The sequence below is a fragment of the Xanthomonas sp. F4 genome (assembly GCF_011761895.1).
In genome coordinates this window covers 1,225,455-1,247,322 of record NZ_JAASQX010000001.1, presented here as the reverse complement: position 1 = coordinate 1,247,322, position 21,868 = coordinate 1,225,455, and the positions used below count along the sequence as shown (strand labels likewise).

Annotated in this window: 16 protein-coding genes; 8 read left to right on the top strand and 8 right to left on the bottom strand. The window is 70.0% G+C overall.

Annotation, left to right across the window (positions count from 1 at the left end; genetic code table 11):
- Window positions 1-82: 82 nt before the first annotated feature.
- On the bottom strand, window positions 83-1,813 hold the full coding sequence (locus tag FHR66_RS05505; protein ID WP_343160691.1) for a glycoside hydrolase family 9 protein: 1,731 nt from the start codon (window positions 1,811-1,813) through the stop codon (window positions 83-85).
- 188 nt (window positions 1,814-2,001) lie between these two features.
- Between FHR66_RS05505 and FHR66_RS05500 the strand changes: the two genes are divergently transcribed.
- The 5 genes from FHR66_RS05500 to FHR66_RS05480 are packed head-to-tail and all read left to right on the top strand — an operon-like array spanning window position 2,002 to window position 9,954.
- A complete protein-coding gene (locus FHR66_RS05500) occupies window positions 2,002-3,489 on the top strand; it encodes an efflux transporter outer membrane subunit (protein WP_208417131.1) in 1,488 nt (495 codons plus the stop codon).
- A gap of 3 nt (window positions 3,490-3,492) precedes the next feature.
- The gene (locus FHR66_RS05495) at window positions 3,493-4,695 is read left to right on the top strand and encodes an efflux RND transporter periplasmic adaptor subunit (RefSeq protein ID WP_160970254.1); all 1,203 of its coding nucleotides are present in this window, start codon (window positions 3,493-3,495) and stop codon (window positions 4,693-4,695) included.
- Window positions 4,692-7,844, top strand: coding sequence for an efflux RND transporter permease subunit (locus FHR66_RS05490; RefSeq protein WP_160970252.1), 3,153 nt, complete (start codon window positions 4,692-4,694; stop codon window positions 7,842-7,844). The genes FHR66_RS05495 and FHR66_RS05490 overlap by 4 nt, the downstream gene beginning before the upstream one ends.
- Window positions 7,841-8,524 (top strand): heavy metal response regulator transcription factor, encoded by a 684-nt coding sequence (locus FHR66_RS05485; RefSeq protein WP_160970251.1) that lies wholly within the window; start codon window positions 7,841-7,843, stop codon window positions 8,522-8,524. Before FHR66_RS05490 ends, FHR66_RS05485 begins: the two co-directional genes overlap by 4 nt.
- Window positions 8,521-9,954 carry a heavy metal sensor histidine kinase gene (locus FHR66_RS05480; RefSeq protein ID WP_160970249.1) on the top strand — a complete coding sequence of 478 codons (1,434 nt, stop codon included), beginning with the start codon at window positions 8,521-8,523 and terminating at the stop codon, window positions 9,952-9,954. The genes FHR66_RS05485 and FHR66_RS05480 overlap by 4 nt, the downstream gene beginning before the upstream one ends.
- 16 nt (window positions 9,955-9,970) lie before the next feature.
- On the opposite strand, the gene FHR66_RS05475 is transcribed toward FHR66_RS05480, so the two are convergent.
- The 6 genes from FHR66_RS05475 to rsmD form a co-directional block, all read right to left on the bottom strand.
- Window positions 9,971-10,864 (bottom strand): MBL fold metallo-hydrolase, encoded by an 894-nt coding sequence (locus FHR66_RS05475; RefSeq protein ID WP_167087564.1) that lies wholly within the window; start codon window positions 10,862-10,864, stop codon window positions 9,971-9,973.
- Between the two features lie 55 nt (window positions 10,865-10,919).
- Window positions 10,920-12,677, bottom strand: a complete 1,758-nt coding sequence (ggt, locus tag FHR66_RS05470) for a gamma-glutamyltransferase (RefSeq protein ID WP_160970245.1) — start codon at window positions 12,675-12,677, stop codon at window positions 10,920-10,922.
- Complete coding sequence (locus tag FHR66_RS05465; RefSeq protein WP_017908325.1) at window positions 12,674-12,958, bottom strand: YfhL family 4Fe-4S dicluster ferredoxin; 285 nt, start codon at window positions 12,956-12,958, stop codon at window positions 12,674-12,676. Before FHR66_RS05465 ends, ggt begins: the two co-directional genes overlap by 4 nt.
- 288 nt (window positions 12,959-13,246) lie before the next feature.
- Entirely contained in the window at window positions 13,247-13,741 is a 495-nt protein-coding gene (locus FHR66_RS05460) for a hypothetical protein (protein WP_160970243.1), read from the bottom strand.
- A 40-nt stretch (window positions 13,742-13,781) separates the two neighbouring features.
- Entirely contained in the window at window positions 13,782-14,288 is a 507-nt protein-coding gene (gene coaD / locus FHR66_RS05455; protein WP_010342036.1) for a pantetheine-phosphate adenylyltransferase, read from the bottom strand.
- On the bottom strand, window positions 14,285-14,890 hold the full coding sequence (gene rsmD / locus FHR66_RS05450) for a 16S rRNA (guanine(966)-N(2))-methyltransferase RsmD (RefSeq protein WP_160970241.1): 606 nt from the start codon (window positions 14,888-14,890) through the stop codon (window positions 14,285-14,287). Before rsmD ends, coaD begins: the two co-directional genes overlap by 4 nt.
- A 33-nt stretch (window positions 14,891-14,923) precedes the next feature.
- On the opposite strand from rsmD, the gene FHR66_RS05445 reads away from it, so the two are divergent.
- The 3 genes from FHR66_RS05445 (at window position 14,924) to FHR66_RS05435 (ending at window position 18,260) form a co-directional block, all read left to right on the top strand.
- Window positions 14,924-15,106, top strand: coding sequence for a hypothetical protein (locus FHR66_RS05445; RefSeq protein WP_160970239.1), 183 nt, complete (start codon window positions 14,924-14,926; stop codon window positions 15,104-15,106).
- Window positions 15,103-17,007 (top strand): molecular chaperone HtpG, encoded by a 1,905-nt coding sequence (gene htpG / locus FHR66_RS05440; RefSeq protein ID WP_160970237.1) that lies wholly within the window; start codon window positions 15,103-15,105, stop codon window positions 17,005-17,007. Before FHR66_RS05445 ends, htpG begins: the two co-directional genes overlap by 4 nt.
- Window positions 17,008-17,237: 230 nt before the next feature.
- Window positions 17,238-18,260, top strand: coding sequence for an Ldh family oxidoreductase (locus FHR66_RS05435; RefSeq protein ID WP_160970235.1), 1,023 nt, complete (start codon window positions 17,238-17,240; stop codon window positions 18,258-18,260).
- 318 nt (window positions 18,261-18,578) lie between these two features.
- Here FHR66_RS05435 and FHR66_RS05430 read toward each other — a convergent pair whose 3' ends face one another.
- Window positions 18,579-21,455, bottom strand: a complete 2,877-nt coding sequence (locus FHR66_RS05430) for a TonB-dependent receptor (RefSeq protein WP_167087562.1) — start codon at window positions 21,453-21,455, stop codon at window positions 18,579-18,581.
- Between the last annotated feature and the right edge of the window lie 413 nt (window positions 21,456-21,868).

Genomic DNA, 21,868 nt, shown 5'->3' with positions numbered 1-21,868 from the left:
GGTTGGGCCTGGCAGGCGCGCGGCATACTCGGGAATGGGTGACACGCCCTAAGCGGCGCCGCCATCGCGCCGCGGCCGCGGATCAGCGCTGCAGCACCTGCAGCGCGGCGCTCACGTATACCAGCGGCGCATTCCAGTTGATCGCCACTTCGTTGGTGGCGTAGCTGCACTCCTTGTCCAGGTAGGACAGCGCCGGCAATGTCGATGTGTAGGCGTGCTTGCACGCATCGGCGTCCTGCTGCCCCGGCTGCGGGCCGCCGACCAGCCATCCCGGCACCGGCGTGGCCACGCCGTCGGCGATGGAGATGCGATGGTGGATGTGCATCGGCGAGCGCACGCCGATGCCGGTGACGAAGGACATGCCCAGCGGGTTGCGGCCGAGCACGTAGTCCAGCTGCGACTGCGCGGCCTGCAGGTATTCGGGCTTGTGCTGCAGCTGGTAGGCCTGCAGCAGCATCATCGCCTGGTTCATCGCCGTGGCGTTGCTGCCCCAGTGGAAGTCGGCCTCGCGCATCGTCACCCGCCAGGCCGAGCCCTGCCACACCTGCACCAGATGATCGGCCAGGCCCTCGATCTCTTCGGCGATGCGCGCCTGGTCGGCGCGCGGGGTCAGCCGCGCGCGGTGCTGCGCCAGCGACATCCACGCCAGCCCGCCGACCTGACGCCAGTCGGGCACGCTGGCCGGCACCTTGCGCGCCATCGCCGCCTCGTAGAACGCGTCGTCGGCGGTGGCCAGGTACAGCTCGGTCGCGGCCCAGGCGAACTCGTCGTCGAACTGGGTGTCCTCGTAGGCGCCGGTATGCACGTCGGCCGGTTGCTTGTAGGCCACGTCCGGATGCGCCTGCGCCCAGGCCCAGGCGCGCCGCGAGGCTTCCAGCATGCGCGTGGAGATGCCGCCGAACTGCGCGTCGTACGGTGCGTAGATGCGGCTGGCCTGGGCCATCACCGCGGCGAAGTCGAGCGTGGCCGCGGTGCTCTTCTGCACCACGTAGCGCGGCGCGCGCGCCTGGTCCGGCATCTGCATGCCGGCGAAGTCCAGGTTGGTCAGCTTGTGGTACACGCCACCGTCGTGCGGGTCCTGCATCGCCAGCAGCCACTGCAGGTTCCAGTCGACCTCGCGCAGTATGTCCGGCACGTCGCCGCCGCTGTTCGGAATGCCTTCGGGATGCTTGGCGAAGTAGGCGGGGAACTGCTCGTAGGCGGCCAGCAGGGTGTAGACGGTGATGCCGGAACTGACCACGTACTTGTTGTAGTCGCCGGCGTCGTACCAGCCCTTGGGCGCGGCGATCACGGTGCCGGCCGGGCGCTCCGGCGACGCCGCCGAGGCATGCACCAGCACGTGGTCGTCGGGATGGCCGGCGGCGCGCGCGTGGCGGCCGGCGTAGTCGCCGTCCAGCGCGGTGCTGGCGCGGTTGTAGTAGTAGGCCTTGAGCGCGGCGCGCGACAGCGCGTTGTAGGCGTCCTCGCCGATGGCGAAGCTGTCCGACGGCGGCAGGCCGTCGACCTGCAGGCGATAGCGGCCCGGCGTGCGCAGCGCGGAGAAATCGGCGATGCGCACGGTCTGCTGCGCCGGCGGCCACGCCGCGGCGGCGCCGAGGGTGCCGCGCAGCACCACCTCGTCGCTGTCGGCGCGCGCGATCGAGAACGCGTCGCCGTGGCCGTCCGGCACCACCGCCAGCTTGCTCGCGGCAGGCAGGAAGCCGACCTGGTTCAGGCGGATCGGCGATGGCATGGCGGTGTCGGCATGCGAGGTGCAGCCGCCCAGCAGCAGGCAGGCGAGGAACAGGCAGGACAGGGCATGGGGCAGCTTCATGCGCCGATACTGGCGGGCCATGATGACGGCTGCAAGCGCCACGTTGCGGACGCGCCGGGGGCGGCCCAGGACGCGGCGCGGGACGGCCGCATGCGGCGTTCCTGACAGCGCCGTCAGCGAGGCGTCAGCGTGGGGTCGCCATGCGGCGCCTACGGTGAAGACCTGTTCCCGCTGCCGGCACCGACCCCGTGACCGCCCTGCCCCCACCGCCCGTTTCCCGCCGCCTGGCGCCGCTCGCACCGCTGCTGAGTGTGCTGCTGCTCGGCGGCTGCATGGCCGGCCCGGACTACGTGCGCCCGGCACCGCCGGCGGGCGCACAGCAGCCGTTCGCCGAGGCCGACGGCCACTGGGCGCCCGCCGCACCGGCTGCGGCCGACCCGGCGGTGGCGTGGTGGACCCGCTATGGCGATCCGCAGCTGAATGCCTTGGTCGAGCAGGCCGATCGCGCCAACCAGACCCTGCGCCAGGCCGAAGCACGCTATCGGCAGGCGCAGGCGCTGGTCGGCAGCGCGCGTGCGGCCGAAGCGCCGACGCTGGGCGTGCAGGCCGCGACCACGCGCGAACGCACGGCGACTCCCAAACCCGGCCTGCGCACCACCGATACGCTGGGACTGAGCGCCAGTTGGGAACCGGACTTCTGGGGCCGGATCCGACGCAGCGTCGAACAGGCCGGCGACAGCGCCCAGGCAAGCGCCGCCGACCTGGCGCAGGCGCGGCTGTCGCTCCAGGCCGCGGTCGTGGCGGATTACCTGCAGCTGCGCTTCGACGACCAGACCCTGGCGCTGTACCAGCGCACCCTGGCCGGCTATCGCGATGCGCTGCAGCTGACCCAGGCGCGGGTCCGCGCCGGGGTCGCCAGCGCCGCCGATGTGGCCGCGGCCGAGGCCACCCTGCACAGCGCCGAAGCCGCGTCGACCGATCTGGCGCTGTCGCGGCGGCAACTGGACCACGCGCTGGCCGTGCTGCTGGGCCATACCCCCGCCGAGTTCTCGCTGGCGGCCAGCGACGCGCCGCTGCCGGCGCTACCACCGACGCCGGACGCCCTGCCCTCGGTGCTGCTGCAACGGCGCCCGGACATCGCCGGCGCCGAACGGCGCATGGCCGCGGCCAACGCCGGCATCGGCATGGCCGTGGCGGCGTGGTTCCCGACCCTGTCGCTGAGCGCGAGTGGAGGCTACGACGGCACCGGGCTGGCCTCGCTGCTGAGCGTGCCGAACCGGGTCTGGGCGGTGGGCGCGGCGCTGGCCGGCACGCTGTTCGACGGCGGCGCCCGTCACGCGCAACGCGCGCAGGCGCAAGCCAGCTTCGATGCGGCCGCGGCCAGCTACCGGCAAACCGTGTTGAGCGCGTTCCAGGGCGTGGAGGACCAACTGGCCGCCACGCGCGAACTGGCGCGCGAGGCGCAGCAACAGCGCAGCGCTGCAGATGCCGCGCAGCAGGCCGAACGCGTGCTGATGGACCAGTACCGCGCCGGCACCACGCTGTACAGCGCGGTGATCACCGCCCAGGCCAACGCGCTGGACGCGCAACGCACCCTGCTGCAGGTGCAATCGCGCCAGTTCGGTGCCCAGGTCGCGCTGCTGGTCGCGCTGGGCGGCGACTGGGACAGCGCCCGTCTCCCCGCCGTGCGCGGCGCCTCGCCGGGCGCCACGCCGGCTCCTGTCGTCCCGGAGTAACCCATGTCCATCGCCGCTCCCACCCGCCCCGCTGATCCGCCAGCGCGCCATGCCGTGCCGCGGCGACGCTGGCCGTTCGTCGTCGCCGCGTTGCTGGTCGCGCTGCTGCTGGTGCTATGGCTGCGCCCCCGCCACGCGCCCGCCGCCGCCACGCCGCCGGTGCCGGTGACCAGCGCGCCGGTGCTGCGCAAGGACGTGCCGATCCGCCAGACCGGGATCGGCACCGTGCTGCCGATCGCTTCCGTAACCGTGCACTCGCGCATCGACGGGCAGCTGATCGACGTGGGCTTCGGCGAGGGCCAGGACGTCAGGGCCGGGCAGGTGCTGGCGCGGCTGGATCCGCGCACCTACCAGGCGCAACTGGCCGCGGCCACCGCGCAACTGGCCAAGGACAAGGCGCAGTTGGGCAATGCGCAGGCCGACCTGCAGCGCTACACGCAACTGCTGCAGGACAACGCCACCACCCGCCAGACCCTGGACACGCAGAAGGCGCTGGTGACGCAACTGCGCGCCACCCTGCAGAGCGACCAGGCGGCGATCGACAGCGCGCGGGTGCAACTGGACTTCACCACCATCCGCGCGCCGATCGACGGCCGTGCCGGGGCGCGCCTGGTCGATCCAGGCAACATCGTCCACGCCAGCGACGCCGGCGGCCTGGTGGTGCTGAACCAGATCGACCCGATCGCGGTGCAGTTCACCCTGCCGGAAAGCGCGTTCCAGCAGATCAACCGCGCGCTGCATGCCGCGCCGGCCAGCGTGGGCGTGGACGCGGTCGACCACGGCAGCGGACAGGTGCTGGCGCACGGCACGCTGGCCCTGCTCAACAACCAGATCGACACCAGCACCGGCACCATCGCGATGAAGGCGCACTTCCCCAATCCCGGGCACACGCTGTGGCCGGGACAGACGGTGGATGCGCGCATCACCCTGGGCATGCGCGCCGGCGCGCTGGTGGTGCCGAGCGCGGCCGTGCAGCGCAGCCAGGACGGCGAGTTCGTGTACGTGGTCGGCAGCGACGGCAGCGTGCGCGACCAGCCGGTGCAGGTCGTGGACGATGCCAACGGCGAGACGGTGATCGGCCAGGGCATGCAGGCCGGCCAGCGGGTGGTGGTGGATGGGCAGTACCGGCTGCATCCGGGGGCGAAGGTGGTGGAAGCCAAGCCGGCCAAGCACGCCAGGCCCGCCGCGGCGGGAGCGCACGCGTGAGCGTCTCGGCCGCCTTCATCAAACGCCCCATCGGCACCTCGCTGCTGGCCATGGCGCTGCTGTTGCTGGGCCTGGTGGCCTGGCCGCTGCTGCCGGTGGCGCCGCTGCCGCAGGTCGATTTCCCCACCATCCAGGTCTCGGCCAGCCTGCCCGGCGCCAGCCCGCAGACCATGGCCTCGAACGTGGCGCAGCCGCTGGAGCGGCAGTTGTCGCTGATCCCGGGCCTGAGCCAGATGACCTCGACCAGCGCGCTCGGCTCGACCCAGGTGACGCTGCAGTTCGACCTGGACCGCAACATCGACGCCGCCGCGCTCGATGTGCAGACCGCGATCAACGCCGCGTCCGGGCAGTTGCCGAGTGCGCTGCCGAGCGCGCCGAGCTTCCGCAAGATCAATCCGGCCGAATCGCCGGCGCTGATCCTGGCGGTGCAGTCGCGGGTGCTGCCGCTGACCCAGGTCAACGACTACGCCGACAACGTGCTGGCGCAGCAGATCTCGCGCATCTCCGGCGTGGGCCTGGTCAACCTGTACGGCGCGCAGAAGCCGGCGGTCCGCGTGCAGGTGGATCCGGCCAAGCTGGCGGCGCTGGGGCTGAGCCTGGAGGACATCCGCGCGGTGATCGCCACCACCACGGTGAACGCGGCCACCGGCTCGATCGACGGCGCGCGCCAGGCCTTCACCGTCTCCACCAACGACCAGTTGCTGCAGAGCCAGGCCTGGAACGACGCCGTGCTGGCCTGGCGCAACGGCGCGCCGATCCGCGTGCGCGACGTCGGTACCGCGGTGGACGGGCCGGAAAACGCCAAGATCGCCGCCTGGGGCTTCGCCGGCGCCGCCGCGCCAGCCGACAGCGGCATCGTCAACGGCCGCGCGATCATGATCGCCATCACCAAGCAGCCCGGCGCCAACGTCATCGACACGGTGGAACAGGTCAAGGCGGCGCTGCCCAAGCTGATGGCGTCGATTCCGCCCAGCGTCAGCGTCAAGATCCTCGCCGACCGCACGCAGAACATCCGCGCCTCGGTCCGCGACGTGGAATTCACCCTGCTGCTGTCGATCGTGCTGGTGGTGGCGGTGATCTTCGTGTTCCTGCGCAGCGCGGTGGTCACCCTGATCCCGAGCCTGACCGTGCCGCTGGCGATCCTCGGCACCGCGGCGCTGATGTACGTGCTCGGCTACAGCCTGGACAACCTGTCACTGATGGGCCTGACCATCGCCGTCGGCTTCGTGGTCGACGACGCCATCGTGATGCTGGAGAACATCTACCGGCACATCGAGGACGGCATGGCGCCGCTGCAGGCGGCACTGCAGGGCGCGGCCGAGATCGGCTTCACCCTGGTCTCGATCTCGGTGTCGCTGGTGGCGGTGTTCATCCCGCTGCTGCTGATGGGCGGCATCGTCGGCCGCCTGTTCCGCGAGTTCGCGGTGACGGTGAGCCTGACCATCCTGGTGTCGCTGCTGGTGTCGCTGACCCTGACCCCGATGCTGTGCGCGCGCCTGCTCAAGCCGCACGCCGAGCAGGCGCAGGGGCGTCTGGCGCGCGCGTTCGAGCGCGGCTTCGAGGCGATGCTGGCGGCGTACCGGCGCGGCCTGGAGACGGTGCTGCGGCACCCGCGGCTGACCCTGGCCAGCTTTCTGCTGACCGTGGCCACCAGCGTGGCGCTGTTCGTGGTGATGCCCAAGGGGTTCTTCCCGCAGCAGGACACCGGCTTCATCTCCGGCACCGCCGATTCGGCACAGGATTCGTCCTCGGCGGCGATGCGCACGCGCATGCTGCAACTGGCCGACATCATCCGCCGCGATCCGGACGTGCTGTCCTTCGGCATGCAGAGCGGCGCCAGCACCTTCAACTCCGGCACCTTCTCGATCGCGCTCAAGCCCAAGGACGACGGCCGTACCGCCAGCGCCGACCAAGTGATCGCGCGGCTGCGCAAGCGCCTGGCGCACGTGCAGGGCGTCACCCTGTTCATGCAGGCCGGGCAGGACATCAACGTCGGCGGCCGCATGGCCCGCACCCAGTACCAGTACACCCTCACCGACGCCAACCTGGACGAACTCAACACCTGGGCGCCGAAGCTGCTGAAGGCGTTCCGGGCCTTGCCGCAACTGACCGACGTCGCCTCCGACCAGCAGAACGCCGCGCCGATCGCCAGCCTGACCATCGACCGCCAGCGCGCGGCCAGCTTCGGCATCACCCCGCAGCAGATCGACGCGACCATCAACGATGCCATCGGCCAGCGCCAGGTCGCGCAGTACTTCACCCAGCTCAACAGCTACCACGTGGTGCTGGAAGTGACGCCGGCGCTGCAGGGCGATCCGTCGCTGTTCCAGCGGCTGTACCTGACCTCGCCGTTGAACGGCAAGCAGGTGCCACTGTCCACCTTCGCCACGCTCGACACCGGCAAGACCGGCTACCTGTCGGTGAGCCACCAGGGCCAGTTCCCGGCGGTGACCATCTCCTTCAACCTGGCGCCGGGCGCGGCGCTGGGCGATGCGGTGGACGCGATCCAGCAGGCGCAGGCGCAGCTGCGGGTGCCGGCCACGCTCAGCGGCAGCTTCCAGGGCACGGCGCAGGCGTTCAGCGCCTCGCTGCGCACCCAGCCGTATTTGATCCTGGCGGCGCTGATCGCGGTCTACATCGTGCTCGGCCTGCTCTACGAGAGCTACATCCACCCGCTGACCATCCTCTCCACCCTGCCCTCGGCCGGCGTCGGCGCGCTGCTGATCCTGATGGCCGGCGGCTACGACTTGAGCGTGATCGCGATGATCGGCATCATCCTGCTGATCGGCATCGTCAAGAAGAACGGGATCATGATGGTGGACTTCGCCCTGCATGCCGAACGCGAACGCGGGCTGTCCTCGCGCGATGCGATCTACGAGGCGTGCCTGATGCGCTTCCGGCCGATCATGATGACCACCCTGTGCGCACTGCTCGGCGGCCTGCCGCTGATGCTCAGCCACGGTGCCGGTTCGGAACTGCGCCGGCCGCTGGGCTATGCGATGGTCGGCGGGCTGCTGCTGTCGCAGCTGCTGACCCTGTTCAGCACGCCGATCGTGTACCTGTACCTGGACCGCCTGCACGGCTGGTACATGCAGCGGCGCCAGGCACGCCGCGCACGCACCGCCGCGCCGGAGGCGCTGCAGCCATGAAGGTGCTGATCGTCGAGGACGAGCGCAAGACCGCCGACTACCTGCAGCAGGGGCTGAGCGAACAGGGCTGCACGGTCGACGTGGCCTACGACGGCATCGACGGCCAGCACCTGGCCCTGCACTACGACTTCGACGTGATCGTGCTCGACGCGATGCTGCCGGGCCTGGACGGCTTCGCCATCCTGCGCTCGCTGCGTTCGGTGAAGAGCACGCCGGTGATCATGCTCACCGCGCGCGACAGCGTGGAGGACCGGGTCAAGGGCCTGCGCGAGGGCGCCGACGACTACCTGATCAAGCCCTTCTCCTTCATCGAACTGCTGGCGCGGCTGCAGGTGCTGGCGCGCCGCGGCCGCGCCCAGGAAAGCACCCTGCTGCGCGTGGGCGACCTGCAGATCGACATGATCAGCCGCAAGGCCGTGCGCGGCCGGCAGCGGCTGGACCTGACCGCCAAGGAGTTCGCGCTGCTGGCGACGCTGGCCCGGCACCAGGGCGAGATCCTGTCCAAGACCGCGATTGCGGAAATGGTCTGGGACATGAACTTCGACAGCAACATCAACGTGGTGGAAGTGGCGATCAAGCGCCTGCGCGCCAAGATCGACGTGCCGTTCGACGCCCCGCTGCTGCACACCGTGCGCGGCATGGGCTACGTGCTGGAAGAACGCGAGGACGCGGCCGGGTGAGCGCGCCGGCGCGGCCCTCGATCGCGCTGCGCCTGGCCGGCCTGTTCGCGGCCACCGCGCTGCTCGGCTTCGCCCTGATCGGGCTGGTGTTGCACCAGGTGCTGGAACACGAGTTGCGTCGCCACCAGCGCGAGGAACTGCGCTCGCGCATGGACGCGGTGCAGTACATGCTGGTCAACAGCCGCTCGCCGGACCTGGCCGCGCATGCGCGCACGCGGCTGGCCAGCGTCTCCAGCGCACCGGACCTGCGCTTCTGGCTGTGGAGCGAGGACCCGGCGTTCCGCTACGGGCGTGGCGCCGAGGCCATGGCGGCGGCCACGCGCGGGCGCAGCGGCCTGGTGCGCATCGGCGATCCGCAGGCGCTGGGCATCGCCGATGCGCATCCGCAATCGTGGCAGGCCATCGGCCAGACGCTGCCGGCCACGCCGGTGCGCCCGCCGGTGCAACTGATCGCGGCGATGGACAGCGCGCCGTTCGCGCTGACCCGGCGCCGCTTCGACATCGCCCTGGCGCTGGTCACGCTGGCCGGCACCGCGCTGGTCGGCGCGTTGGGCTATTGGACCGCCAAGCTCGGCCTGCGCCCGGTGCAACGGCTGTCGGCCGATGCCCAGCGCATCGGTCCGCACGACCGGCGGCGCCTGGACCTGCCGCGGTTGCCGCGCGAACTGGAGGACCTGGGCGCGTCGTTGAACGCGGCGTTCGATCGACTCGACGCCGCCTACGCGCAGCAGGAAAGCTTCAATGCCGACGTCGCCCACGAACTGCGCACGCCGCTGGCCAGCCTGATCGGCCAGACCCAGGTGGCGCTGACCCGCCACCGCGATGCCGAGCAGTTGCGCCAGGTGTTGCAGTCGAACCTGGAGGAACTGGAGCGGCTGCGCGCGATCGTCGCCGACATGCTGTTCCTGGCGCGCGCCGAGCAGGGCCAGCGCGCGCGCCAGTGCGAGGACGCATCGCTGGCCGAGGAAGTCGGCAAGACCGTCGAGTTTTTCGACGTGCTGCTGGACGAGGCCGGCTTGCGCGTGGAGTTGCGCGGCGATGCGGTCGCCCAGGTCGAGAAGTCGCTGCTGCGGCGCGCGCTGTCCAACCTGCTGCACAACGCGATCCAGCATTCGGCGGGCACCGCGCCGATCGTGGTGGAGATCGTGCAGCGCGGCGGGCAGGCGTTGATCGCCTTCTCCAATCCCAGCGTGGCGCTGGCGCCGGAACATCTGGAGCGCCTGTTCGACCGCTTCTACCGCGGCGACGCTGCCCGCGCCAACAGCCGCGAAAGCCACGGCCTGGGCCTGGCGATCGTCAAGGCGGTGGCGACCATGCACGGCGGGCGCGTGTTCGCGCAGCACCGCGACGGCATCACCACCATCGGCTTTTCGGTGGCGCTGGACGGCGCCACTGCCGGCGCGCTCCCGCACGCCGACTTGCGCTGGTAGCGCCGGAACGCCGCGCTCAGGCGGCGAGCGCGCGCGCCTGCAGCGCCGGCACTTCGTGCGCGGTGACGAAGCGGCCCTTCGGATCGCGCTGCACCTGCGCCAGCGCGCAGTCCGGGTCGTGGGTGAAGAACAGGCGCACGTCGCGCGCCAGCGCGTCCTCCAGGAACGTACGCTTCTCGTCGATCAGCAGCTCGGCGTTGCGGTCGTAGCCCATGGTGATCGGCACGTGCACCCACGACCGGCCCGGGATCAGGTCGGCGCAGAACGCCACCCCGCCGTGCGCCTGGCCGTCCTCGCCGTAGTGGGGGCCGACGATCTCGGCCAGCATCAGCCCCGGCGTGTGGCCGTCGCTGAAACGGAATCGCACCGCCTCGCCGAGGGCGCGCGAATGCGAGCCCTCGACCAGTTCCAGGCGGCCGCTGGCCTCGAGCAGCCCGGGCAGTTCCGGGATGAAGCTCGCGCGGTCGCGCGGATGCGGGTGCAGCGCGCGCTGCCAGTGCGCCGCACCGACCAGGAACTGCGCGTTGGGGAACAGCAACTCCGGCGCGGCGCCTTCGCGGTACGGCGCCAGCAGGCCGCCGGCGTGATCGAAGTGCAGATGGCTCAGCACCACCACGTCGATGTCGGTGTGGGCGAAGCCGGCTTCCTGCAGCGAATCCAGCAGCACGTGCCGCGCCTCCTGCACGCCGTAGCGCTCGCGCAGCGTCGGCGGGAAGAACGCGCCGATGCCGGTCTCGAACAACACCGTCTTGCCGGCCAGCGGGCTGGCCAGCAAGGCGCGGCAGGCCAGCGCGATGCGGTTGCCGTCGTCGGGCGCGGCCCACTGTTGCCACATCGCCTTGGGCGCGTTGCCGAACATCGCGCCACCGTCGAGTTTCTGCGAGTTGCCTTGGATGGACCAGAGCTTCATGAGCGGGGATTCGGGATTGGGGAGTGGGGATTCGCAAAAGCGGGCGTCGCGCGGCTCAGCGCGCCGGCGCGGTCTGTAGCACTTCGGCGCTGCCGACCTCGTTGCGCGGGTCGCTGCCGCCGCTGAGCACGTTACGGCGCTTGTCCCATTCCACCGTCTGCAGGTTGCCCCAGACGTGGCTGGACCCGTGGCCGTCCTCGGCGCTGTCGCCGGGCAGCTTCAGCGCATGCCCCATCGCTTCCAGGCCCTTCGCCGTGGCCGCGTCGAAGGTGCCGGTCTCGGCCTCGATCACGTCCGGCAGCCACTGGTGGTGGTAGCGCGGCAACGCGGCGACCTGCTGCGCGCTGAGGCCGTCGTCGTAGCCGAGGATGCCGAGCAGCACCATGGTGATGATGCGGCTGCCGCCCGGGGTGCCGAGCACGATGGCCTTGTCCGCGTTCTCCATGAAGGTCGGCGACATCGAGCTGAGCGGGCGCTTGCCCGGCTTGGGCGCGTTGGCCGCGTAGCCCATCACGCCGAAGGCATTCGGCGTGCCCGGACGTAGTGCGAAATCGTCCATCTCGTTGTTGAGCAGCACGCCGGTGCCCTTGGGGATCAACCCGGAGCCGTACAGCAGGTTGACCGTCTGGGTCGCGCCGACGCGGTTGCCTTCGCCGTCGATGATGGAGAAATGCGTGGTCTCGTCGTCTTCCAGCGGGGTCGGCTGGCCCGACAGCAGGTCGCTGGGCGTGGCCTTGTCCGGGTTGATCGTCGAGCGCAGGCCCACGGCGTAGTCCTTGCTGAGCAGGATGCGCTGCGGCACATGGGTGAAATCCGGGTCGCCCAGGAAGAAGGTGCGGTCGCGGTAGGCGCGGCGCATCGCTTCCACGGTCAGGTGCACGCGGTGCACCGGGTCCATGGTCTTGAGGTCGTAGCCTTCCAGGATCTGCAGCATGCTGGCCAGGGCGATGCCGCCGGAGGACGGCGGCGGCGCGGTGGTGATCGTCCAGCCCTTGTAGTCGAAGCGGATCGGCGTGCGTTCCTTGACCGTGTAGCCGGCCAGTTCCTGCGCGGTCCAGCGGCCGCCGGCCTGCTTGACCCCGGCCAGCAGCTTCTTGGCGGTGGCGCCGCGGTAGAAGCCGTCGAAGCCCTTGTCGGCCAGCAACTCCAGCGTGTTGGCCAGTTCCGGCTGCTTGAACACGTCGCCCTCGGCGATCGGCCGGCCGTTGCGCAGGTAGACCTCGCGCGTGCCGGGATAGCGCTCCATCACCTTGCGCCGCGACTGGTAGCCCTCGGCCATGCGCGCGTACACCGGGAAGCCTTCGCGGGCGATGCGGATCGCCGGCGCCAGCGACTGCCGCAGCGGCAGCCGGCCGTGCTTGGTCGCAAGCTCCACCAGCGCCGCCGGCAGCCCGGGGATGCCGGCCGACCACGGACCGTTGATCGAGCGGTCGCGGTCCAGCTCGCCCTTGGCATCCAGGAACGCGGCCGGCGTCGCCGATTCCGGCGCGGTCTCGCGCGCGTCCAGCATCACGTCCTTGCCGGTCTTGGCGTCGTGCAGCAGGAAGAAGCCGCCGCCGCCCAGGCCCGAGCTGATCGGCTCGACCACCGACAGCGTCGAGGACACCGCCACTGCGGCGTCGAAGGCATTGCCGCCCTCACGCAGGATCTGCAGGCCGGCCTCGGTGGCCAGACGGTGGCCGCTGGCGATCGCGGCACCGGGCGGATGCGCGGCCGGGGCGGTGGCAGTCGCTTCGGCGACCGGTGCCTCGGCCCACGCCGACGGCGTCAGGACCAGGGCGAGCAGCAGGACACGGCGGACGAGGCTTCTCATGCGGCGGGGGGCTCCTGTGGGTACAACTCGGGGTGGTCGCGCTGCAGGCGCTGCAGCTTGGCCAGCAATTGCGCGTGCGTCTCCGGAATGGCCGGGTCCGGGTCGATGCATTCCACCGGGCACACCACCACGCACTGCGGCTCGTCGAAATGGCCGACGCATTCGGTACAGCGGGCCGGATCGATCACGTAGATCGTCTCGCCCATGGCGATGGCCTGGTTCGGGCAGGCCGGCTCGCAGACGTCACAGTTGACGCAGAGCTCGTTGATCTTGAGGGACATGGGGCGCACTTCGGCACTGACCCGGGCAGTTTACCGGATCGGGACGGGACGGCCCCGCGAAGGCGGCGCCATGGCGCGGAACGCTGTATCGCCATCGCCTCGTCGTGAAGGAGCGCGTCTGCCCCGCGATCGACGCCGGACACACGGCGCCTGGCATCGCTGCATCGAAAGATGGCACGCCTGGTCTCGAGGGCCAGGCCCTTCTCCGCTGTGGCGGAGAGACTGTGTTCGCGCCGTGCGGCGCGACATGGCGGGACCGGCGCGCATCGGCGCGCCGGCCCTGCGGGCTTACTTGGCTTCGACGAAGATGTAGTCGGCGCCCGTGGGCTTGACCACGGCTTCGACGCGGGCGCTGTCGGCCGGAGCGCCGATGTAGACCACGCGCACGCCCTTCATGGTGTTCGGCTCGACCTTGGCGAAGGCCGCGGTGATCAGGTCGGCCATCTTGGCCGAGGCCGAGGAGCCGAACGCCAGCATGTTGCCCGGCTGGATGCCGCGGCCGATGGCGGTGGTGGCGCTCTCGACCTGGCGGTCGTACTTGGCCTGGAACTCCGGATCCGATTCCGGCGGCAGGTAGTACAGGAACGGGCTGTTGGTGACGTTGCCCATGTTCTGGATCGCCACTTCCTGCAGGTACTTCTTCCAGCCAGCGTCGTCGTCCTTGGCGGGCGCGGTCAGCGCGGGCTGCGCGTCGGCGGCCGGCTTGGCGGCCTCTTCCTTCTTGCAGGCGGTGAAGCCCAGGGCCAGCGAAGCGATCAGCAACGCGCGTGCGGTGGTGTTCATGGAACGGCTCCCTCTGTGTCGTCAGTGAATGGTGGACGGCTCAGCGCTGCGCGGCGGCCTGGCGGGCCTGGACCAGCGCCTGCACCACCGACGGCGGCACGAAGCCGGAGACGTCCCCGCCCAGGCGCGCGATCTCGCGCACCAACGAGGACGAAATGAAGCTGTGTTGCTCGGCCGGGGTGAGGAACAGCGTCTCCACCTCCGGGATCAGATGCCGGTTCATGCTCGCCATCTGGAACTCGTATTCGAAATCGGACACCGCGCGCAGGCCGCGCAGCAGCACGCCGCCGCCGACCGAGCGCACGAAATGCGCCAGCAAGGTGTCAAAGCCCAGCACTTCCACATTGCGGTGCCCGGCCAGCGCCTCGCGGGCCAGCGACACGCGCAGGTCCAACGGCAGGGTCGGCCCCTTGGACGGGCTCTGCGCCACGCCCACGATCACCTGCTCGAACAGCGGCGCCGCACGGTTGACCAGGTCGATATGGCCGTTGGTGATCGGATCGAAGGTGCCGGGATAGACGGCGATGCGGCTATGGGCCACGGTCATGCGTCGGGTACCGCGTGAAGGTCGCCGGGAAGTGTAGCAGCGGTGCGCCGGTACAGGGCAGCACGCACCTCGCGGCTGCCGCCCTCGCGGTACAGCGCCCAGGGCGCGGGCGGCGCCGGTCCCTGTCCGGCCGGCGACTCCAGGTACAGCCAGGCGTCGGCCGCCAGCCGCGCCGGCAGGCGTTGCAACACCGCGTCCCACAGCCCGGCGGCAAACGGCGGGTCGACGAAGGCGATATCGGCCGGGGCATCGGCTGTAGCCTCGGCCAGCCAGCGCAACGCATCGCCCTGCACCACCTGCACCTGGTCCTGGGCCTGCAGCCGCGTGACCGTGGCGCGCAGCTGTACCACCTGGCCCGGGTCGCGTTCGACCAGCACTGCGCCGGCCGCGCCGCGCGACACCGCTTCCAGCCCCAGCGCGCCGCTGCCGGCGAACAGGTCCAGCACGCGCGCCCCGGGCAGCACCGGTTGCAGCCAGTTGAACAGGGTCTCGCGGACCCGGTCGGAGGTCGGGCGCAGCCCGGCCAGGTCCGGCACCGGCAGCCGCGTGTTGCGCCAGCGCCCGCCGATGATTCGCACCTGCCCGCCGCCGGGACGGCTCATCGGCGGCCCCGCAGGGGCCTGGACAGGCAGGACATGAAACGCAAGGACGGCATCGGCGACGGGCGGCGGAACGGGGTCCGGATCATAGACCAGCGCGCCGACCGGCGTCTGCGCGGCCCGGTGCTTGAAGCCGGCCGCGGCCGCCACCATGTCGGCCGGCAGAGCCGTGCCCTCCTCCGCGCGGCCGCCCATCCTTCATGGAGCACCTACCGATGAGCGTGGAAACCCAAAAAGAAACCCTGGGCTTTCAGACCGAGGTCAAGCAGCTGCTGCAGCTGATGATCCATTCGCTGTATTCCAACAAGGAGATCTTCCTGCGCGAGCTGATCTCCAATGCCTCCGACGCCGCCGACAAGCTGCGCTTCGAGGCGCTGGTCAAGCCGGAACTGCTGGACGGCGACGCGCAGTTGCGCATCCGCATCGGCTTCGACAAGGACGCCGGCACCGTCACCATCGACGACAACGGCATCGGCATGAGCCGCGAGGAGATCGTGGCGCACCTGGGCACCATCGCCAAGTCCGGCACCTCCGAGTTCCTCAAGCACCTGTCCGGCGACCAGAAGAAGGATTCGCACCTGATCGGCCAGTTCGGCGTGGGCTTCTACAGCGCCTTCATCGTCGCCGACCAGGTCGACGTGTACAGCCGCCGCGCCGGGCTGCCGGCCAGCGAAGGCGTGCACTGGTCCTCGCGCGGCGAAGGCGAGTTCGAGGTCGCCACGGTCGAGAAGGCCGAGCGCGGCACCCGCATCGTGCTGCACCTGAAGGACGACGAGAAGGACTTTGCCGACGGCTGGAAGCTGCGCGGCATCGTGCGCAAGTACTCCGACCACATCGCCCTGCCGATCGAACTGCCCAAGGAACACCACGGCGAGGACAAGGACAAGCCGGAAACACCCGAGTGGGAAACCGTCAACCGCGCCAGCGCGCTGTGGACGCGCCCGCGCAACGAGATCAAGGACGAGGAATACCAGGAGCTGTACAAGCACATCGCCCACGACCACGAGAACCCGGTGGCGTGGAGCCACAACAAGGTCGAAGGCAAGCTGGAGTACACCTCGCTGCTGTACGTGCCCGGCCGCGCCCCGTTCGACCTGTACCAGCGCGACGCCTCGCGCGGACTCAAGCTGTACGTGCAGCGCGTCTTCATCATGGACCAGGCCGAGCAGTTCCTGCCGCTGTACCTGCGCTTCATCAAGGGCATCGTCGATTCCAGCGACCTGCCGCTGAATGTCTCGCGCGAGATCCTGCAGTCCGGCCCGGTGATCGACTCGATGAAGTCGGCGCTGACCAAGCGCGCCCTGGACATGCTGGAGAAGCTGGCCAAGGACGACGCCGAGCGTTACCAGGGCGTGTGGAAGAACTTCGGCCAGGTGCTGAAGGAAGGCCCGGCCGAGGACTTCGGCAACCGCGAGAAGATCGCCGGCCTGCTGCGCTTCGCCTCCACCCACGGCAGCGACGGCACGCAAAACGTGTCGCTGGCCGACTACGTGGCGCGGATGCAGGAAGGCCAGGACAAGCTGTACTACCTGACCGGCGAGAGCTACGCGCAGATCAAGGACAGCCCGCACCTGGAGGTGTTCCGCAAGAAGGGCATCGAGGTGCTGCTGCTCACCGACCGCATCGACGAGTGGCTGATGAGCTACCTCACCGAGTTCGATGGCAAGTCCTTCGTCGACGTGGCGCGCGGCGACCTGGACCTGGGCAAGCTCGACAGCGAGGAGGAGAAGCAGGCCAAGGAAGAGGCCGCCAAGGCCAAGCAGGGCCTGGTCGAGCGCATCCAGAACGTGCTGAAGGACGAGGTCTCCGAAGTGCGCGTCTCGCACCGCCTGACCGACTCCCCGGCGATCCTGGCCATCGGCCAGGGCGACCTGGGCCTGCAGATGCGGCAGATCCTGGAAGCCAGCGGCCAGAAGTTGCCGGAGAGCAAGCCAGTGTTCGAGTTCAACCCGGCGCACCCGCTGATCGAGAAGCTGGACGCGGAGGCCGACGGCGAGCGCTTCGGCGATCTGGCGAAGGTACTGTTCGACCAGGCCGCCCTGGCGGCCGGCGACAGCCTCAAGGATCCGGCGGCGTATGTGCGGCGGCTCAACAAGCTGTTGTTGGAGTTGTCGGTGTAGGCCTTGCCAGGCCCAAACGGTGGCAAGAACGAAGCCGGCGACCTGCCGGCTTCGTTGTTTCTGGGCCCGCCGTCAGACATGCAACGGGCTGGGGGGTTTCCAGTTGCCGTGCTCTGGCCACGACGGATCTCACGTCAGGACAGCCGCCCAATGCGACCCGGCACCCAGAGGGTTCTCACGAAGCACGGCTCGGGCCAGAATCCAGAGCACTCCCCCGCCCGCCTTTCTCGATGAACACCAGCGACACGATCCCCCTGTCCCTGGACCAGGCCACCAACCTGATCGAGCGCATCCTCTCCCGTGCCGGCTTCAGCCCCGCGCATGTGCACGCCCTCACCCACACCATCGTTGCCGGCGAACGCGACGGCTGCGCCTCGCACGGGCTGTACCGGACGCTGGGCTGCGTGGCGACGCTGCGCAACGGCAAGGTGGTGGGCGACGCCGAGCCGGTCGTGCACGACCATGCGCCCGGCATCGTCCGGGTCGATGCGTGCGGCGGGTTCTCGTTGCTGGCGTTCGAGCGCGGCCTGCCGTTGTTGATCGAAAAGGCGCGCGGCAATGGCCTGGCGGCGCTGGCGATCAACCATTGCGTGCACTTCTCCGCGCTATGGCCGGAGGTGGAACGGCTCACAGAGGCCGGTCTGGTCACGCTGATCTGCAACCCCAGCCATGCCTGGGTCACGCCGGCCGGCGGTCGCACGCCGCTGCTGGGCACCAATCCGTTGGCGTTCGGCTGGCCGCGCGTGGACGCGCCGCCCTTCGTGTTCGATTTCGCCACCAGCGCGGTGGCACGCGGCGAGATCGAGCTGCGCCGCCGCGCCGGCCAGCCGATTCCCGAAGGCTGGGGCGTGGATGCGACAGGCGCGCCGACCACCGACCCGGCCGCGGTCGCCGACGGCGGCGCGATGCTGACCTTCGGCGGCCACAAGGGCTCGGCGCTGTCGGTAATGATCGAACTGATCGCCGGCCCCTTGATCGGCGACCTCACCAGCGCCGAATCGCTAGCCCACGACGCCGGTGCCGGCGCGGCGCCCTACCACGGCGAACTGATCCTGGCGCTGGATCCGGCGCGCTTCCTCGGCGCCGACCGCGCAACGCACTTGGCCCGCGCGGAAGCCTTCTTTGCCGCCTACGAGGCCACCGGGGCGCGCCTGCCGTCGCAACGCCGCTACCAGGCGCGGGCACGCAGCCGCAGCGAAGGCGTGCGGATTCCACAGGCCTTACATCAGGATCTGCTGGCCCTGCTCGATTGAGGAGCGCCGCTAATAGCCCGCTTTGCCGTAGCTCAGCGGGACATGGCGTCGTCGTGTAGGAGCGGCTTCAGCCGCGACGCGGCGTTACCGGTGATGCCTGTCGCGGCTGAAGCCGTTCCTACGAGTGGCCTTCCGTCATCGCCAGGTACGCGGCGCAATCGTGCGATGCGCCGCGCCAGATGCGGCAGCCAACCCGCAATCCGCACGCCGTGACGGCTCGACGCCACCGGTGCGGAAGCGCACCGGCCGATCGCACCGCGGCGGGCTGCACCCGCCACGGCACCGGCACCCTGCTCGCCTGTGCAAACAGCATTCGGCTCAGAACTTCACCGTCGCGCGCGCCCAGTAGTAGCGGCCAAGCAGATCGTAGGTGGCCACGTCGGTGTTGGCGTTGGTGACGTTGTTGGCGTAGTACAGCGGCGGCTGGCGGTCGGCCAGGTTGTCCACGCCCACTTCGAAGCGCGTGTTCCACGGCTTGACCTGATAGCCCACCTGTACGCTGTGGTAGACGTAGGCACCGATGTCGCGGACCACGGCCGGCTGATCGGCGTCGGCCGACAGGCTCTGCCGCGTGTCGGCGCTGCCGATCTCGGTGCGGCCGATGTAGCGGACGCGCCACGACGCGCTCCAGTCGCCCAGGTTCCAGTTCAGCGTGCCCAGCGCGCGCCAGCGCGGGAAGTTGCCGTAGGCGTAGGTGTACTTGCCGGCGTTGTGGATGGTGACGGTGCTGGGGTCGGTGGTGTCGGGGTTGATGTCGTAACGGATCACGTAGGTGCCGTTGAGGCCGGCGCTGAAGCTGCCCCAGGCGGTGTCGGGCAGGCGGTAGTTGAGGCTGAAGTCCGCGCCGCTGGCCCACAGCTTGCCCAGGTTCACGGTGGGCTCGGCGATGTAGTTGACGGTGCCGTTGTCGTTGCGGTGGATCAGCGCGCAGAACGCGCTGGCGTCGTTGGCATAGCACTGGTTGAGCACCGTCTGCGCCGAGACCTGGGTGATGGTGTCCTTGAGGTTGATCTTCCACAGGTCCGCGCTCATCGACAGGCCCTCGACCCAACCCGGGTCGTAGACCACGCCGAAGTCGTAGGACATGCCGGTCTCCGGCTTGAGCTGGTAGCCGGCCACGGCCGCGCCGGAGGCCTTGGCGCCGACCTGGTTGTCGGCCTGCTGGTAGCTGCCGTCGGTGGGCACGTTGGCGCAGGCCGCGGCATGGCCGCCGGTGTAGCCGTTGCACGGGTCGGTGACCGACGGCGAGTCGCCGGCCACGCCCGCATACAGTTCGTTGATGTTGGGCGCACGGAACACCTGCGAGGCGGTGCCGCGCAGCAACAGGTTCTCGATCGGGCGGTACTCCAGCGAGACCTTGCTGTTGGTCTTGCTGCCGACGGTGTCGTAGTCGGAGAAGCGGGTGCCCACGGTCAGGTTGAGCGAGTGCACGCCGGGCAGCCCCGCCAGCAGCGGGAACAGCGCTTCGGCATAGGCTTCCTTGACGCTGAAGCTGCCGCCGAGCACCGACGCGCAGTACTCCAGCACCCCACACATGCCGTTCTCGTCGCCGGTCCACAGCGGATCGGCGGCGGTGCTGGTGCTTTCCTTGCGGTAGGACACGCCGGCGGCCAGGCTGACGGTGCCGGCCGGCAGCGCGAACAGCTCGCCGTTGGCATTGGCCTCGAACTGCTTGACCGTGTAGACGTTGGTGACGATCGGGTTGACCACCAGCGCCTCAAGCGCGGCCTTGTTGCTGGCGGCGTTGAGGTTGAACACGTCGATCGGGGTGCAGCCGGCGATCACCGCGCCGGCGCTGCCGCACTTGACCGTGCCGTCGGCGGCGAGGAACGACGGCCCCACCGCGGCGTTGAAGCCGGCGTAGTCGAGGAAGCCCTGGTTGATCGACTTCTGCTTGACCTTGCCGTAGTTGAGGCTGGCATCCCACTGCCAGGAACTGTCGCCGAAGCTGCCGCGCAGGCCCGGATTGATCTGGAAATTGTAGGTGTCGTACTGGTATTGCCGGTTGCCGAGCACCGTGGCGCGCGTGTTGAAGTTGTTGTACGAGGTGCCGGTGCTGCGGTCGGTGCCGAAGTTGACCCCGAACGGGTTGTAGTAGCTTGCGGAGGAGACCAGGAAGTTGTCGCCGTTGGCGAAGATCGGGATCGGCGCGATGATCGAGGACGAGGTGGTCTTGCTGAAGTAGGTGTTGACGTAGCCTTCCAGGTGGTCGTTGAAACGGTAGCTGCCGAGCACGAAGGCGTTGGTGCGTTCCTGCGGAGTCTGCAGCAGGTTGTAGGGCTGGTAGTTGTAGGAATCGGTCGAGGCGACGTAGCAGTGGTACTGGCTGGCGTTGGTCGGGCTGCTGCTGCCGCCGTTGAAGGTGACCCGCGAACAGCCGTTGCTCGCCGCCAGCGCCTTGGCCGCGGCCGAGCCGTCGTTGAAGCTGATGCTGCCGGTCGGGGTGGCCGAGGAGCCCTGCTTCACCCCGACGCCGTCGATCAGCGACAGCGCATCCTTGGAATAGGCGCGCTCGCCGGCCGAGACCGGATCGATGTCGTGGTAGGACAGGCCGGCGACGATGCTGCCGCGCTCGCTGGTCTTGCCGGCGGTCAGCGAGAAGTTGCGGCGGTTGCCGTCGCTGCGCGAGCTGGTGCCGAAGTCGGCGCTGGCCTCGATGCCGTCGAAACCCTTGCGCAGGATGAAGTTGACCACGCCGCCGATCGCGTCCGAGCCGTACACCGCCGAGGCGCCGTCGCTGAGCACTTCCACCCGCTCGATCATGGTCGCCGGGATCGCGTTGACGTCGTTGCTGGCCAGGCGCGTGCCGTTGACCAGGACCAGGGTGCGCTTGTCGCCGAGGCCGCGCAGCGAGATCACCGAGGCGCCGGTGCCGCCGCCGTTGTTGGTGTTCGGATTGGTGGCGTTGCCGGCGATCGACGGCAGCTCCTGCACCAGATCGCCGAGCGTGGCCTTGCCGGTGGCCTCGATCTGCGCGCGGCTGATGGTCACGACCGGGTTGGCGGTCTCGGTGTCGACGCGGCGCAGGCGCGAGCCGGTGACCACGATGCTGTCCAGGGTCTGGGGAGCGCTGTCGGCGCTCGCCTCCTGCGCCTGCGCCGTCCCCGCGCTGCCCAGCGACAAGGCGGTGGCGACCGCCAGCGCCAGCGGCGTCGCGGCATGACGGAAGGAGGGGCGTGGCGGCGAAAACGACATGGGCGAGCTCCAGGAGTGATGACGAGACGGGACAGTGAGAAACGCAGGCCGAACGACGCCATGCCGGCGCCATGCCGACGGACGGACCTGCTGGACGGTGGCGCCTGCGCGGCGCCTGCGATGGCATGCCTGCGCCCGGCCTTGACGGCCTGGCGCACCGCGGGGATGGCGATGTCCTGCGCGCACGGCCGGTGCGCGGCTCCCCGCTACTGCGATGACGTCCGACGACGACGGCGGCGCTCCGGTGGCGCGCGCCGGCGCCACGGCCGGTACGACGATGCGATCAGAATTTCATCACGCGGTCACACTGTGCCGTGGATGCATGCCCGCGTCTTGTCGCGATTCGCGGTTTCACGTGCGGAATCATGCATGGTCGGGTGCGAGTCGGCGCCTGTGCGCGACGGCCATGCTGC